Annotated in this window: 11 protein-coding genes; 3 read left to right on the forward strand and 8 right to left on the reverse strand. The window is 70.2% G+C overall.

The annotated features are described in order from the left end of the window. Positions 1–35: 35 nt before the first annotated feature. The 3 genes from galK to galT are packed head-to-tail and all read right to left on the reverse strand — an operon-like array spanning position 36 to position 3,237. Complete coding sequence (gene galK / locus OG562_RS17335) at positions 36–1,190, reverse strand: galactokinase (protein ID WP_266398575.1); 1,155 nt, start codon at positions 1,188–1,190, stop codon at positions 36–38. Continuing rightward, a complete protein-coding gene (galE, locus tag OG562_RS17340) occupies positions 1,190–2,170 on the reverse strand; it encodes a UDP-glucose 4-epimerase GalE (RefSeq protein ID WP_266398577.1) in 981 nt (326 codons plus the stop codon). The genes galK and galE overlap by 1 nt, the downstream gene beginning before the upstream one ends. Then, the gene (gene galT / locus OG562_RS17345) at positions 2,167–3,237 is read right to left on the reverse strand and encodes a galactose-1-phosphate uridylyltransferase (RefSeq protein ID WP_266398579.1); all 1,071 of its coding nucleotides are present in this window, start codon (positions 3,235–3,237) and stop codon (positions 2,167–2,169) included. Before galT ends, galE begins: the two co-directional genes overlap by 4 nt. Positions 3,238–3,370: 133 nt before the next feature. Between galT and OG562_RS17350 the strand changes: the two genes are divergently transcribed. From OG562_RS17350 to OG562_RS17360, 3 genes are all read left to right on the forward strand, one after another. Continuing rightward, entirely contained in the window at positions 3,371–5,095 is a 1,725-nt protein-coding gene (locus tag OG562_RS17350) for a sodium:solute symporter family protein (RefSeq protein ID WP_266398581.1), read from the forward strand. A gap of 73 nt (positions 5,096–5,168) precedes the next feature. Beyond that, the gene (locus OG562_RS17355; RefSeq protein ID WP_266398583.1) at positions 5,169–5,543 is read left to right on the forward strand and encodes a hypothetical protein; all 375 of its coding nucleotides are present in this window, start codon (positions 5,169–5,171) and stop codon (positions 5,541–5,543) included. A 118-nt stretch (positions 5,544–5,661) separates the two neighbouring features. Next, positions 5,662–6,648 carry a helix-turn-helix domain-containing protein gene (locus tag OG562_RS17360; RefSeq protein WP_266398585.1) on the forward strand — a complete coding sequence of 329 codons (987 nt, stop codon included), beginning with the start codon at positions 5,662–5,664 and terminating at the stop codon, positions 6,646–6,648. 246 nt (positions 6,649–6,894) lie between these two features. Here OG562_RS17360 and OG562_RS17365 read toward each other — a convergent pair whose 3' ends face one another. The 5 genes from OG562_RS17365 to OG562_RS17385 all read right to left on the reverse strand — a co-directional run bounded on the left by OG562_RS17365 (position 6,895) and on the right by OG562_RS17385 (position 15,138). Continuing rightward, positions 6,895–7,587, reverse strand: a complete 693-nt coding sequence (locus OG562_RS17365; protein WP_266398588.1) for a response regulator transcription factor — start codon at positions 7,585–7,587, stop codon at positions 6,895–6,897. Positions 7,588–7,821: 234 nt separating this feature from the next. Then, positions 7,822–9,885 (reverse strand): PQQ-binding-like beta-propeller repeat protein, encoded by a 2,064-nt coding sequence (locus OG562_RS17370; RefSeq protein WP_266398589.1) that lies wholly within the window; start codon positions 9,883–9,885, stop codon positions 7,822–7,824. Positions 9,886–10,046: 161 nt separating this feature from the next. After that, entirely contained in the window at positions 10,047–11,831 is a 1,785-nt protein-coding gene (locus tag OG562_RS17375) for a PQQ-binding-like beta-propeller repeat protein (protein WP_266398591.1), read from the reverse strand. Positions 11,832–12,122: 291 nt separating this feature from the next. Further along, on the reverse strand, positions 12,123–13,937 hold the full coding sequence (locus tag OG562_RS17380) for an ABC-F family ATP-binding cassette domain-containing protein (protein WP_266398594.1): 1,815 nt from the start codon (positions 13,935–13,937) through the stop codon (positions 12,123–12,125). Between the two features lie 73 nt (positions 13,938–14,010). Further along, on the reverse strand, positions 14,011–15,138 hold the full coding sequence (locus tag OG562_RS17385; protein ID WP_266398596.1) for a peptidoglycan recognition family protein: 1,128 nt from the start codon (positions 15,136–15,138) through the stop codon (positions 14,011–14,013). Positions 15,139–15,226 lie beyond the last annotated feature (88 nt).

The following is a 15,226-nucleotide window of genomic DNA, read 5'->3' on the forward strand; positions in this document are numbered from 1 at the left end:
GAACACGTACGGGGCCCGGTTCGTCGGAGCAGGGCTCAGCTCAGGCGTCGCGCCCCCGCCGAGGGCACCGCCTCGAACACGCGGGGCGCGGTGAAGTCGGCGGCGGCGAAGGCCTCCTCGATCGCCTTGGTGAGGGTGTCGACGTCGGTGGCGTTCGCCAGGACGATCGCGGAGCCGCCGAAGCCGCCGCCGGTCATCCGGGCGCCGAGGGCGCCGGCCGCGACGGCCGTCTCGACGACGAGGTCCAGCTCGGGGCAGGACACACGGAAGTCGTCGCGCAGCGAGGCGTGGCCCTCGGTGAGGACCGGGCCGATGGCGCGGGTGTCGCCCGACTCCAGGAGGGAGACGACGCGTTCGACGCGCGCGTCCTCGGTCACCACGTGCCGGACCAGCCGGCGGACCTCCTCGTCGTCGCCGAGGCGGGCGAGCGCCGCGTCGAGGTCGGCGTACGGGACGTCCCGCAGGGCGTCGACGCCCAGCAGGGCCGCGCCCTTCTCGCAGCCGGCCCGCCGCTTGCCGTACTCGCCGCCGCTGTGGGCGTGCTTGACCTGGGTGTCCACCACGAGCAGCCGCATGCCCTCGGCGGCCAGGTCGAAGGGGATCTGCTTCTGGGAGAGGTCGCGGGTGTCGAGGAACAGCGCGTGGCCGGCCTCGCAGCACGCCGACGCCGTCTGGTCCATGATCCCGGTGGGGGCGCCGACGTAGACGTTCTCCGCGCGCTGGCACAGGCGGGCCAGCTGCCAGCGGGCCAGGCCCAGGTCGAAGAGGTCGTTGAGCGCGAGGGCCACGACGACTTCGAGCGCCGCCGACGAGGACAGGCCCGCGCCGGAGGGGACCGTCGAGGTCAGATGGACGTCGGCGCCGGTGACCGGGTGACCGGCCTCGCGCAGCGCCCAGACGACGCCCGCCGGGTACGCCGTCCAGGCGTCGTCGGATGCGGGGGTCAGCTCGTCCAGCCGCAGCTCGACGGCGCCGCCCTCGACGTCCGCCGAGTGCAGGCGCAGTACGCCGTCCGTGCGCCGGGAGACCGCGGCGAGCGCGGTGTGCGGCAGCGCGAAGGGCATCACGAAGCCGTCGTTGTAGTCGGTGTGCTCGCCGATGAGGTTGACGCGGCCGGGCGCCGCCCAGACGCCGTCGGGCTCGGCCGCGTACAGCTCGACGAAACCGTCCCGCACCTGCTGTGCCGCCACTACTGCTCCCTTGCGATCTGCTGTGCGAACTCCCACGCGTCCGCGACGATGCCCGCGAGGTCCGCGCGGGACGGGTTCCAGCCCAGCTGTTCGCGGGCGGTGGCCGCCGAGGCGACCAGGGCGGCCGGGTCGCCGGCCCGACGGGGGGCCATGACCTCGGGAATCGGGTGGCCGGTGACCTCGCGGACGGTCTCGATGACCTCGCGGACGGAGAACCCGTTGCCGTTGCCGAGGTTGCAGATGAGGTGCTCGCCGGGCTTGGCCGCGGCGACGGCCAGCAGGTGGGCCTCGGCGAGGTCGGCGACGTGGATGTAGTCGCGGATGCAGGTGCCGTCGGGCGTCGGGTAGTCGTCGCCGAAGACGGAGACGGCGTCCCGGCGGCCCTGCGCGACCTGGAGGACGAGCGGGATGAGGTGCGACTCGGGGTCGTGGCGCTCGCCCTGCGCGCCGTACGCGCCGGCCACGTTGAAGTAGCGCAGGGAGACGGCGCCGAGGCCGTGGGCCGCCGCCTCGCCGGTGATCATGTGGTCGACGGCGAGCTTGGAGGCGCCGTAGGGGTTGGTCGGCTTCGTCGGGGCGGTCTCCACGATCGGGACCTCCTCCGGCTCGCCGTAGGTCGCGGCGGTGGAGGAGAAGACGAGCCTGCGCACGCCGGCCTCGCGCATCGCGCCGAGCAGCGCCATGGTGCCGCCGACGTTGTTGTCCCAGTACTTCTCCGGCTTGACGACCGACTCGCCGACCTGCGAGAACGCGGCGAAGTGCAGCACGCCGTCGAAGGAGGGGTCGAGGTGCTTGGCGGCGTCGCGGATGTCGCCCTCGATGAACGCGGCGCCCGCCGGGACGCCCTCGCGGAAACCGGTGGCGAGGTTGTCGAGGACGACGACCTCGTGTCCCGCCTCCAGCAGATGCTGGGCGACCACGCTGCCGACGTACCCGGCACCACCGGTGACCAGGTACTTCCCACTCTTGCCGCTGCTCATGAACTCGCTACCTCTCGCAGTCGCTCGGCCGCGCGCTCCGGTGGCACGTCGTTGATGAACACGTTCATGCCGGACTCGGAGCCCGCGAGGAACTTCAGCTTGCCGGAAGTGCGGCGGATGGTGAAAAGCTCGAGGTGGAGCGCGAAGTCGTCCCGGTTGACGGCTGTGGGCTCATCGAATTCCTCCATCAGGCCGAACGGCGCCTGGTGCCAGGCGGCGATGTACGGCGTCGGCGGTTCACCCTCACCGAAAATACGGTCGAAGCGCCTCAAGAGTTCCAGGTAGACCTTGGGGAACTCTGTGCGCGCGTCCTCGTCGAGCCCGAGCAGATCGGGCACGCGCCGCTTCGGGTACAGGTGCACCTCGTAGGGCCAGTGGGCGGCGTACGGCACGAAGGCGACCCAGTGTTCACCCTCCAGGACGACCCGCTCGTCGGCGAGTTCACGCTCCAGGACGGCGTCGAAGAGGTTCTCCCCGCCGGTGGCCTCCTTGTGCGCGGCGACCGAACGCAGCATCAGGGCGGTGCGGGGGGTGGTGAACGGGTAGGCGTAGATCTGCCCGTGCGGGTGACCCAGGGTCACCCCGATCTCGGCGCCGCGGTTCTCGAAGCAGAACACCTGTTCCACGGAGGGCAGATGCGACAGCTCGGACGTCCGGTCCGTCCACGCGTCGAGGACCAGTCGCGCCTGCTCCTCGGTGAGCCCGGCGAAGGACGTGTCGTGGTCGGAGGTGAAGCAGACCACCTCACAGCGCCCGGAGTCGCCGGCCAGCGAGGGGAAACGATTCTCGAACACGACGACGTCGTACGACGAGTCCGGGATCTCGCTCAGCCGGTCGCCCTGGGACGGGCACAGCGGGCACTCGTCGGCCGGCGGATGGTAGGTGCGCCCCTGCCGGTGCGAGGCGACGGCGATCGAGTCGCCGAGCAACGGGTCCCGGCGTACCTCCGAAGTGGTGACCGTGCGTTCCAGTGGACGCCGATCCACCGCGTCGCGCACCGAGTCGTCCCGCTGGTCGTAGTAGATCAGCTCACGACCGTCGGCCAGCCGGGTCGAGGTCTTCTTCACCGCGACTCTCCATCTCTGCACAAGCAGCAGTACCAAGCAACGCTTCAAACAGAACCGAACACATCAAACCACAAACCCCCACGACAGTCACCGTCACAACCGAACAAAGACCACCAGACAAGGTGAGCTCTGGATGCAAACCCCCACGCATTCCCCCACAAGCTCCGCACACTCCGCATATCTGGCGTCCGAACAGCTGGCGGCCGAGCTGCGACTCCCCACGAACGCGCTCGACTACACGATCCTCGCCATCTACTTCGTCGTCGTCCTGGGCATCGGTTTCGCCGCCCGCCGCTCGGTGAAGACCACCCTCGACTTCTTCCTCTCCGGCCGCTCCCTGCCCGCCTGGATCACGGGCCTCGCGTTCGTGTCGGCCAACCTGGCCGCCACCGAGATCCTGGGCATGGCCGCGAACAGCGCGCAGTACGGTGCGTACACCGTGCACTGGTACTGGATCGGGGCCATCCCGGCGATGGTGTTCCTGGGCCTGGTGATGATGCCGTTCTATTACGGCAGCAAGGTCCGCTCGGTGCCGGAGTTCCTGCTCCTGCGCTTCGACAAGGGCGCGCACCTGCTGAGCTCGATCCTCTTCGCCTTCGCGGCGATCCTGATCGCGGGCGTGAACCTGTACGCGCTGGCGATCGTCGTCGAGGCGCTGCTGGGCTGGCCCCAATGGGTCGCGATCGTGGTGGCGGGCTTCTTCGTCCTGGCGTACATCACTCTGGGCGGCCTCTCCTCGGCGATCTACAACGAGGTGCTGCAGTTCTTCGTGATCCTCGCCGCCCTCATCCCCCTCTCCGTCCTGGGCCTGAAGAAGGTCGGCGGCTGGGACGGCCTCACGGACAAGCTGACGGCGACCCACGGCGACGACTTCGTGACGGCCTGGGGCGGCACGGGCATCGGCAGCCCGAACCCGCTCGGCGCGAACTGGCTGACGATCGTGCTGGGCCTGGGCTTCGTCCTCTCCTTCGGCTACTGGACGACGAACTTCGCGGAGGTGCAGCGCGCCCTCTCGGCGAAGAACCTCTCGGCAGCCCAGCGCACGCCCCTGATCGCCGCGTTCCCGAAGATCTTCATCGTGTTCCTGGTGATGATCCCCGGGCTGGTGGCGGCCGTCCTGGTCCCGAAGATCGGCACCAGCGGCTCGGACCTCCAGTACAACGACGCGATCCCGTACCTGATGTCCGAGCTGCTGCCGAACGGCGTCCTCGGCATCGCCGTCACCGGCCTGCTGGCGGCCTTCATGGCGGGCATGGCGGCGAACATCTCGTCCTTCAACACGGTGTTCACGACGGACATCTGGGCGAAGTACGTGGTGCGGGGACAGGAGGACGCGTACTACGTCCGCTTCGGCCGCCTCATCACGGCGATCGGCGTGGCCGCATCGGTGGGAACGGCGTTCCTGGCGTCCTCCTTCTCGAACATCATGAGCTACTTGCAGACGCTGTTCTCCTTCTTCAACGTGCCGATGTTCGTCGTCTTCATCGTCGGCATGTTCTGGAAGCGGGCGTCGAAGAAATCGGGCTTCTGGGGCCTGCTGGCAGGCACGACGGCGGCGATGGTCAACTACTTCGTCCTCTACAAGCAGGACGTCGTCGGCATCCCCACCGACCAGGGCGCGAACTTCGTCTCGGCGATCGCCGGCTTCGTGGCGGGCGCGGTGGTGATGGCCGCGGTGTCCCTGTTCACCGCCCCCAAGCCGGCCGAGGAACTCCAGGGCCTGGTCTACGGCACGGTCTCCCCCGGCATGGCGGAACCCCCGGCCGCGGGCGACGACGCGTGGTACCGACGCCCGGCCCTGCTCGGCTGGAGCGCGGTGATCCTGGCGGCGCTCTGCTACATCCCGTTCTCGTTCTGAGCGAGGACAGAGCACAGAGGACAGAACACAGAGGACAGAGGGAACCCGAGGGAAGAGGGAGGATCGAGAAACCATGTCCGAGCACTTCAGCAGCGACTCCGGCGGCTCCGGCCGGTCCGGCCACTCCGGCCACTCCGACTATTCGGAGAAGGACGTCCAGCGCGAGGTAACCGATCTGGAGGGAAAGTCCGCGACGGCGGCCCGCATCTTCGACCTGCGCCGCATCATCGGCGGCCTGTTCGTCCTCTACGGCGTCATCATCACGATCACCGGCCTGACCGACGGCGACGCCGAGATCGACAAGGCCCAGGGCATCAACATCAACCTGTGGACGGGGTTGGGGATGCTGGCACTGGGGGTGTTCTTCCTGGTCTGGCTGTGGCTGCGGCCGGTGCCTCCGCCTGCGCCGCGACTGCCGGAGGAGGCGGAAGAGGGGGCGCCCGAGTAGGAGCCTTCAGCAGCCGTATCCACCGGCCGCCACCAGTTTCCCTCGTGTAATGATGCTGGTGGGAGCACCGGCAGGGGATATGAGGGGGCATATCCGGAACATGGGGGATGGGAAGCAGATGATCGGGACCGTGTTCCGGAGCGACGACGTGCCGGCGGCGGACAGATTCGACTACTGGCGGGAACTGATCAGCCGAACGCGCTCGAACGATTTCATCAGCGCCCATTCCGCCGAATTCTGGGGAGAGCTGCGGCTGCTGGAGCTGGAGCCGGTGACCGTGATGCAGGCGTCGTTCCTGCCGACGCGTTTCCGCCGGAGTCCGAAGATGGTGCGCCAGTCCGACGCGGAGCTGTATCACCTGACCCTGCTGCTCGACGGAGAGATGGGTCTCGACCACGCCGGGCGGACCAGCGCGTTCGGCCCACATGACCTGCACCTGGCCGACAGCTCCCGCCCCTACGACTTCCGGCCGACGGACGACCGTGAACGCCGTGTCGTCAAGGGAGTGGGCGTGGACTTCCCCAAGGCGCTGCTGCCCCTGCCGGCGCACCGGGTCAAGGAGTTGCTGGGCCGAGGGCTGCCGAGGCAGGAGGGCGTCGGCGCGCTGCTGACGGAGTTCCTCATCGGGTTGGACCGGCAGGCCGACGCCCTCCAGCCGTCCGACGCGCCGCGCCTGGGCACAGTCGTACTCGACCTGGTATCGGCCTATCTGGCCCAGGCGCTGGACGTCGAGGCCGCCCTGCCGCCGGAGACCCGCCAGCGGGCCATGGCGCGACGCGTCCATGCGTTCATCCGGCAGAACCTGCACGACCCGGAGCTGACGCCGTCCGCGATCGCCGCCGCGCACCACATATCCCTCAGCTACCTGTACCGGATCTTCTCGCAACAGTCACAGGGCGAATCGGTCGCGGCCTGGATACGCAACCGACGGCTGGAGGGCGCCCGCTGCGACCTGGCGAACCCCTCGCTGCACACCACGCCGATCCATTTCATCGCCGCCCGCTGGGGCTTTCCCCGCGCCCCCGAATTCACCCGGGCCTTCCGCGCCGCCTACGGGCTCTCCCCCAAGGAATACAGATTCCAGAAACCGTCCGAGAGGGCGTAGCCCTCGGTCCTGCCCGGTCTAGATATCAGGGCCGGCGACAGGCAGCCGTCAGGACGACCACCACGCGTCGACGCCATTCACCCTCATCCGCGCATTGACTCCGAGTGACGCATCCGAGCCGCCATGGACAGTGCGCGCGAAACACCCTCTGGTGAGAATTCCAGGTTGACCTCCGGCGACGGTCCTCACGACCACCCCCTCCGCGCTCGCCCGTCTCCTGGCAGGCATACGTCGGAGTGGGGACCGCTAGATCTCCGGTGCTCGGAAGTGGGGCAACGCCCCCGCCCGGTCCAGCAGTCCCGTCCGCGCGGCCAGCGCCGCCGCCTCCAGGCGGGAGCCCACGCCCAGTTTCATCAGGACGCGTTGGACGTGGGTGCGGGCGGTGGAGGGGGCGATGTTCATGCCGGCGGCGATGAGGCGGGTGTCCTCGCCGTCGGCCACGCGGACCAGGACCTCGACCTCGCGTGGGGTGAGGAGCTGGAGGAGGCGCTGGCCCTCGTCGTCGGGCTGGGCCGCGGGGTTGAGCAACTCGCTGAAGGCCCCCTGGAGCAGCTGCGGGGCCACCGCCGCCTCGCCCGCCCTCGCCTTCATGATGGCGCGCTCGACGCCCTCTATGCGCTCGTCGTGGCGGACGTACCCGGACGCGCCGGCGGCGAACGCGGCGGCGATGCCGCGCGGGCTCGGGACCGGGCCGAGGACCAGGACGGCGACCTGCGGGCGTTCCCGCTTGATGCGGACCACCGGGTCGAAGATGCCCGGCTCGGCCGGGGTCGCCGTGCCCAGCAGGCACACCTCGGGCGCCCTGGTGATGACCAGTTCCGCCGCGCCCGCGGCCGGCGCCGCCGCGGCGAGCACCCGGTGCCCCCGCAGTTTGAGCGCCGACGCCAGCGCCTCCGCGAGCAGTCGGTGGTCGTCGACCACCATCAGCCGCACTCCCATCGAGCAACCCCCCAGTCCCCCACCGGCCGACAAGACAAACAAAGGGTGCCCCCCGGCACCCCGCTCTTCATGCCCCCGGAAGCTACACGCTTGTTCGACGTCGCGCTCCCCCTACTCGTGAGAAGTGCCCCGGATCGCCGAAATTCCTCACATTCGAGGGTGATGAGCGGTAAGTGAATCGCCCCGCCCCTGAGCAGGGGCGGGGCGATTCACAGGGCCGGTATGAAGAAATGATCAGCCGCTGGTGCCGAAGGCCAACGCCAGGTACTCCGGGTCGCTCGCCGTCGACTCGTCGGCGTACACCTCGGACAGATACAGGCGACCCTTGGCGTAGATGACCTCGGAGTACTCCGGGGACATCCCGCTCTCCGCGTCCCGCACCGACTCCGTGGCCGGGTTCTCCATCAGCTTGGTCACCTTGAACGAACCGCCGTCGATGCTGACGATCTGACCGCCCTTGTCGTACGGCGGACGCTTGTACGCGATCAGATTGGAGCCGTCCATGCGCAACGGGTAGATCGTGTAGTCGTCGCCCGCGTCGGCGCGCTGGCCGGTCTGCTTGCCGGTGCCCAGGTCGAAGGCGACGATCTCGTTGGTCTGGCTGTAGGAGTCGCCGGTGCCGTCGTGCTCCTCGGTGGGCACGTAGATCCGGTCGTTGCCGACGGCCAGGCCCGTGCAGGCCTCGATCTTGGTGATGCCTTCGCAGTCGGCCATGTAGTCGTCGCCCGGCACGGAGATCCTGGTGCGCAGCTTCCCCGTCTTGTTGTCGACGGAGAAGAAGTCCGAGATGCCGCTGCCGTCGCCGGCGCTGTCGCCGACGTCCGCGGCCACGACCAGCGGGTCGGTCGACACGACGGACGCGTACTCGATGCCCGTGGTCATCTTGTACTCGGAGAGCACCTTCCCGGAGACCGGGTCGATGGTCTGGATGTGCAGCGTCGGGTTGTCGTAGTCGCCGCACTTGCGTACCGCCACCAGCTTCGGGCCGCCGCCGTAGCCCGCGTCGTAGCAGGTGTCGGAGGCCTTCGGCGACCACAGCACCTTGCCGGAGGCGATGTCGAAGGCCGCGCCGCCGTCCGAGCTGCCCAGGGCGACGGTGTTCGCGCTGACGGTGATGTTGTCGAAGCCGATCGGGTAGTCGCCCGACGAGACCGTCTTCGTCCACAGCTGCTTGCCCGCGGAGAGGTCGATCGCCGCGATCTGGTCGCAGGCGGCCGTGTCGGCGGCGCTCGCCTGGAACAGGACCGCCGTGCGGTAGTCCTCGGTCGCGAACTTGCTGGCCTCGCAGACCGGTCCCGGCAGCGTGACCGTCCACAGCTTCGTGCCCTTGTCGGGGTCGTAGCCGACGATCTCGTTGACCCCGGTCTTCACATACGCCTTGTCGGTCAGCCAGGAGCCCCGTACGGCGACGCTGTCGTCCTTCTTGATCTTCGGCATCGGGAGCTGGAAGAGGAGCTTGGAGGCCGGGTCGGCGGGCGCCTTCTCGGTGCCGCCGGAGGCCGTGCCTCCGGTGCCGCCCTTGTCCTTGTCGCCCCCGCCGGTCGTGCCGCCGGAGCTCGCCTCGTCCTTCTTGCCGCTGTCGCCGGACTTCGAGTACCAGACGCCGCCGCCGATGATCAGCGCGATCGCCACGACGGCGGCGACGATGATCGCCACCTGCGCGTTGATCTTCCGGCCCGGACCGGACCCGCCGGGCGCGCCGGGCTGGGGGTGCATCGGCATGGTGGGCGGCTGGCCGGGATAGCCGTAGCCCGGCTGCTGGCCGTACGCGGCGGGCGGCTGAGGCTGACCCGGGTAGCCGTAGCCCGGCTGCGGCTGACCGTACGGGGGCTGCTGGCCGTAGGGGCCCGCCGGAGGCTGCTGACCGTACGGAGAGGCGGCCGGCTGAGGTGCCTGGGGTGCCTGGGGTGCCTGGCCGGGGTAGCCGTAGCCGGGGGTTCCCGTAGGGGGCGGCGGAGGCGGGGTCGGCTGTCCCGGCTGGGCCGCCTGCGGGTAGCCGTAGCCCGGCGGGGGCTGCGGCGGACCGGACGGAGCCGCGGCCGGAGGCGGGGGCGTCTGGGAAGGCTGCGGCGCCTGGCCGCCCTGAGGCGATTGCGGCGCCTGGGGCGCCTGGGGATAGCCGTAGCCCGGCTGCGGGGGCTTGGCGAGGTTCGGTGCGCCGAAAGCGCCCTGGGGCGGGGTGTCCTGGGGTACGGCGTCCTGGGGCGTCGCGTCCTGCGGGGGCTGGGGCGGGCCGAAGCCGCCCTGCTGCGGGGGCTGCGGGGGCTGGTTCGGCGGCGGGGGCGGCGGCTGGGTCATGGTGTGGGTACCTCGGGAAAGCTCGGGGAAGTGCTCGGGGAAATGCTCGGGGAGACCGAGCCGGGGCCGGAGTCGGAGACGAAGCCGGAGACAGCCGGAGACGGAGCCGGCACGACGGCGGGGCCTGGCGCGCGGCGCGGCGGGGGGAGCGGTGTGCTGCCTCAACTGCCGTAGGCGAGCATCAACTTCTCCTTCGCGTCGCCCTGGCCGGACAGCTGGGTGGAGGAGAGGTAGAAGCGGCCGTCGACCCAGTCGAAGTCACGGGAGGAGAAGCCGTACTCGAGGTCGATCGTGCTCGCGGGCAGCTGTAGCAGCTTCGTCGCCTTGGGGGCGGAGCCGGTCGTCGGGATCGACAGCACCTGGCCGGCCGCGTCGCTCGACGGCTCGGCGTACGCGACGAGCTTGCCGCCCTCGACCTTCACCGGCAGCATCGCCTGGTCCGCCGGGGACTTCACGCGCCACTTCTCCTTGCCGGTGGCCAGGTCGATCGCGACGATCTCGTTGGAACCGCTGGTCGCGTCGGTCGGCAGATAGAGGGTGTCGGCGTCGGCGGCCGTGCCCAGGCAGCCCGTGAGCGCGCGCTGCAGGACGGCCCAGTCGCACTCCGGCGCGAACTTCTCGTCCACGGCGACCTGCGAACGGAACGAGCCGTCCGCCTTGAACGTCGAGATGTTCCAGGAGTTCTTGTCCTCGTTGGTGCCGTAGACGACCAGCGGGTCGACGGAGTACGTCCGCGCGACCGTCCACCCCTTGTCGAACTTCTGGGTCCACTTGACCTTGCCGGTCGCCGGGTCCAGCTCCTGGATCTCGTCGTGCTCGTCGGCCCCGCTCGCGTCGCAGGACGACACCGCGATCAGCCGGGTCCCGCCCGCGAACGCCGACGGGAAGCACGCGTCGCCGTACTTCTGCTTGTCGTACAGCTTCTTCCCGGTGCGGACGTCGTACGCCGTCCCGGACATCGAGCGGCCCACCATCAGCGTGTCGCCCGTGAGCGAGAGGTCGATCGTGATCGCGCTGTCGAACAGCGCGCCGTCCGCGACCACCCCGGTCCAGCCCTTGGCGCCGGTGTTCAGGTCGATCTGCTGAAGCTGGTTGCACTTGGCGCGGTCGCTGGTGCCGCTCATGTACGCCACGACGACCTTGTCGTCCGCCGTCTTCTGCGGAGTGACCGCGCAGACCTTCTGCGGGAGCGTGACGGTGTCCCAGGCCGGCTTGCCGTCACCGATGTCGTAACCGACGATCTGCTTGTACGCGGCCTTCACCGCCGTCTTGGACGTGATCCACATGCCGGGGGCGTCGGCGCCGGAGGCGGGGGCGTCGGGCGCCTCCTTGTACCAGAGCACCTTCGCCTCGCCCGACTTGCGGCCCTCGTTGAAGTCCGTCGTGTCCTCGGCGCCGTCGCCGCTGCCGTCCCCGGGGTTGACCGGGTCCTCGCTCGCCGTCGGCTTGTCGTCGTCGCTCGGCCCGGCGACCGGCTTCTTGTCGTCCTTGGCGTCGCCGCCGTTCGTGACCGCGAACACCGTCCCGCCGATCACCAACAGGGCCGCCACGGCCGCTCCCACGACCAGCGCGGGCCGCCCCTTGAAGGGGTTGCGCGAACCGGAGCCGGGCGGCGGGGCGCCGGGGACGCCGGGCGCGCCGGGGAACTGGGGCGGCTGCGGATAGCCGTAGCCGGGCTGCTGTCCGTAGGGGCCGGCCGGACCGGGCTGGCCGTAGGGCGCGTTCGGCTGCCCGTAAGGGGCGCTCGGCTGCTGGGCGTACGGGCCCGGTTGACCGTAGGGGCCCGGCTGCTGCGGATAGCCGTAGCCGGGCTGGGGCGGTGCCTGAGGCGGCGTCTGGGGTGCCTGGGGCGGCATCCGGGGTGCGCCGAAGGCGCCTTGCGGCGGCGGGTCCTGCGGTGGTCCGAAACCGCCCTGCTGCGGCGGCTGATCAGGCGGCTGAGCCATCAGCGTGTTCCCCCTAGTCACTGATTTTTAGCCACGCTCCGAGGTTCGTGACGGACCCGGGAGCGTTCTTGAAAAAGTTCTCAGGCGGCCCTTTCTATCACTCGCCACCGACAGCACAGGGGGCCGGATCCGCCCCTGTACCCAAGGGAGGACCGGCCCGTGACGTCGTCGTTATGCGCCTTCACGCCCCCTTCACGCGACGCACGCGCCGTCGTCGCGCGCCGCCGTCGCGCGCCGGGGGGACCGGACGGTTTTCGCCTACGCGTCGCAGACGCGCGGCCTACGCCCCGGCTACGCGTCCTCCGCCAACTCCAGCCACTGCATCTCCAGTTCCTCCCGCTCCCCGGTCAACTCCCGCAGCTCGGCGTCGAGTGTGGCGACCTTCGCGAAGTCGGTGGCGTGGTCGGCGATCTGGGCGTGCAGCTTGGACTCCTTCGCGGAGAGCTTGTCCAACTGCCGTTCGATCTTCTGGAGTTCCTTCTTGGCGGCGCGCTGGTCGGCGGCGCTCTTCTCGGGCTTGTCGGTCGCGGCCCTCTGCACGGCCGCCGGTGCGGAGGCGGCCGCCGCCTCCTCCATGCGCTGCCTGCGCTCCAGGTACTCGTCGATGCCGCGCGGGAGCATCCGCAGACTGGCGTCGCCGAGGAGGGCGTACACCCGGTCGGTGGTGCGCTCGACGAAGAAGCGGTCGTGGGAGATGACGATCATCGAGCCGGGCCAGCCGTCGAGGAGGTCCTCCAGCTGGGTGAGGGTCTCGATGTCGAGGTCGTTGGTGGGCTCGTCGAGGAAGAGGACGTTGGGCTCGTCCATGAGCAGGCGCAGGATCTGCAGACGGCGGCGCTCACCGCCGGAGAGGTCGCCGACCGGCGTCCACTGCTTGTCCTTGTTGAAGCCGAACGTCTCGCACAGCTGCCCGGCGGTCAGCTCGCGCCCCTTGCCGAGGTCGACGCGCTCGCGCACCTGCTGGACGGCCTCCAGGACCCGAAGGGAGGGGTCGAGTTCGCCGACCTCCTGGGAGAGGTAGGCGAGCTTGACGGTCTTGCCTACGACGACCCGCCCGCCCACCGGCTGCGTCTCGCCCTCGCTGCGCAAGGCCTCGGCCATCGCCCGCAGAAGGGACGTCTTCCCCGCGCCGTTGACGCCGACGAGGCCGATGCGGTCGCCGGGGCCGAGGTGCCAGGTGATGTGCTTGAGCAGCACCTTGGGGCCTGCCTGCACGGTGACGTCCTCGAGGTCGAAGACGGTCCTGCCGAGCCGTGAGGAGGCGAACTTCATCAGCTCGCTGCTGTCGCGCGGCGGCGGCACGTCCGCGATCAGCTCGTTGGCGGCCTCGATCCGGAAACGCGGCTTGGACGTGCGCGCGGGAGCGCCGCGGCGCAGCCAGGCCAGCTCCTTGCGGACCAGGTTCTGCCGCTTGACCTCCTCGGTCGCGGCGATGCGTTCGCGCTCGGCGCGCGCGAAGACGTAGTCGGAGTAGCCGCCCTCGTACTCGTGCACGTCGCCGCGCTGCACGTCCCACATGCGCGTGCAGACCTGGTCGAGGAACCAGCGGTCGTGGGTGACGCAGACGAGCGCGGAGCGGCGCTCGCGCAGATGCCGGGCGAGCCAGGAGATGCCCTCGACGTCGAGGTGGTTGGTCGGCTCGTCGAGGACGACCAGGTCCTGGTCGTCGATGAGCAGCTTGGCGAGCGCGATGCGGCGGCGCTCGCCGCCGGAGAGCGGGCCGATGACGGTGTCCAGGCCCTGCGGGAAGCCCGGCAGGTCCAGGCCGCCGAACAGCCCGGTCAGCACGTCCCTGATCTTCGCGTTGCCGGCCCACTCGTGGTCGGCCATGTCCCGGATGACCTCGTGCCGGACGGTCGCGGCGGGGTCGAGGGAGTCGTGCTGCGTGAGCACGCCCAGGCGCACCCCGCCGGAGTGCGTGACCCGGCCGGAGTCGGCCTCCTCCAGCTTGGCGAGCATGCGGATCAGCGTGGTCTTCCCGTCGCCGTTGCGGCCGACGACACCGATCCGGTCCCCTTCGGACACGCCGAGCGAGATGCCGTCGAGGAGGGTACGGGTGCCGTACACCTTGCTGACGTTCTCGACATTGACCAGATTGACGGCCATTTTTCTCCTGCCCGGGGGGATCGGTCAGCGTCCCAGCCTAATGTGCGCCGGGAGGCCGACCGATCCTCGCAGGTCAGCGCGCTGCCGCCGCACGGACCTCGGTCAGGAGGTCGTACATCGTCTGTCCGGGGCACTCGGTCTGGAGCCAGTCGCGGTGGCCGCCGACCGTCGTCACGTCCTTGGTGACGCCGTTCACCGGGTTGACGTAGGTGATCTTCGCCTGGGGGTCCAGGCCCTTGAAGCGGGTGATCACCTTGATCAGGCGGGTCAGGGACGCCTTGGCCGCGGGCGTGGGGCCCTGGTCGGTGAGGGTGCCGAGGAGGGCGATGCCGAGGTTGCCGGAGTTGAAGCCGCCGGTGTGGAAGGCGGTGACCACCTTGCCGTCGGCGTCGAAGGCGGGGACGGGGTCCTCGCCGGAGTAGCGGCCCTCGTAGACGACGCCGGCCTCGTCGATGAGGAAGTGGTAGCCGATGTCGCCCCAGTCCAGGGTGACCGCGTGGTACTCGTAGATGCCCCGTACGGTCGCGGCCGGGTCCGGGTCGTCGTTGGGGGTGTCGGTGTGGTGCACCGTGACGGCCTGCAACGGGTAGTACACCTCGGGCGAGTTGACCTTGCCGTCCTTGTACCGCTTGGACTCGTCCGCGCCCCACGCCGGACGGGAGAGATACCGCACGCCACGCACGCGTGTCGGCTCCTTCGGGACGTGGAAGGTGCGGTCGGGGCCGCCAGTGGTGTCGATCGCGAGCGAGCGCACGCCCGTCGCCCCCTGAGGCGCCTGGACCTCGTACGACGTCGCCGCGTCGGCCGCCACCAGGGCCGTGCCGCCGTCGTCGACGGTCGCGCAGCCGCCGCTCAGCTGCTGCCAGGCGCCGTCGGCGAGCCGGATCCTCGCACCGTCCTGCGCCCCGCTCCAGCGGACGCCGACGTAGGAGGCGGCGAACGCGGTCGTGGCCGAGCCTGCGCCGGTGGCGGCGGCGGTACGGGTGGCCGGGAAGGTCTCCGGCGTCGTACCGGAGGCGCCGGCAGCGGTGTCGGCGGCGCCTTCCGCGGAGTCGGTCGCCGCGAAGACCACCGGCGTCAGGGCGGCTCCCGCGGCGACGGCGCCCGCGGTCCCGATGACGCCACGGCGCGACAGGGACCGCTTTCTGCGATGGGCGGGGGCGGGACTGGGGGCGGGACTGGAGGTGGGGGGTTCGGACACGTGAGTGCCCCTTCCATGTGTGCGCACATATCGCTTGAAACCTCAAGCGACACTAGCGACCCCAGCCGCCCCACCCGTACTGCGATCG

Origin of the sequence: Streptomyces sp. NBC_01275 (assembly GCF_026340655.1) — a bacterium.
Classification (GTDB): Bacteria; Actinomycetota; Actinomycetes; order Streptomycetales; family Streptomycetaceae; genus Streptomyces.

What these genes read in the sequence shown, in the direction of transcription:
- galE (WP_266398577.1), bottom strand. Translation starts at nt 2,170, where the DNA reads ATGAGCAGCGGCAAGAGTGGGAAGTACCTGGTCACCGGTGGTGCCGGG.
- OG562_RS17350 (WP_266398581.1), top strand. Translation starts at nt 3,371, where the DNA reads ATGCAAACCCCCACGCATTCCCCCACAAGCTCCGCACACTCCGCATAT.
- OG562_RS17355 (WP_266398583.1), top strand. Translation starts at nt 5,169, where the DNA reads ATGTCCGAGCACTTCAGCAGCGACTCCGGCGGCTCCGGCCGGTCCGGC.
- OG562_RS17360 (WP_266398585.1), top strand. Translation starts at nt 5,662, where the DNA reads ATGATCGGGACCGTGTTCCGGAGCGACGACGTGCCGGCGGCGGACAGA.
- OG562_RS17365 (WP_266398588.1), bottom strand. Translation starts at nt 7,587, where the DNA reads ATGGGAGTGCGGCTGATGGTGGTCGACGACCACCGACTGCTCGCGGAG.
- OG562_RS17370 (WP_266398589.1), bottom strand. Translation starts at nt 9,885, where the DNA reads ATGACCCAGCCGCCGCCCCCGCCGCCGAACCAGCCCCCGCAGCCCCCG.
- OG562_RS17375 (WP_266398591.1), bottom strand. Translation starts at nt 11,831, where the DNA reads ATGGCTCAGCCGCCTGATCAGCCGCCGCAGCAGGGCGGTTTCGGACCA.
- OG562_RS17380 (WP_266398594.1), bottom strand. Translation starts at nt 13,937, where the DNA reads ATGGCCGTCAATCTGGTCAATGTCGAGAACGTCAGCAAGGTGTACGGC.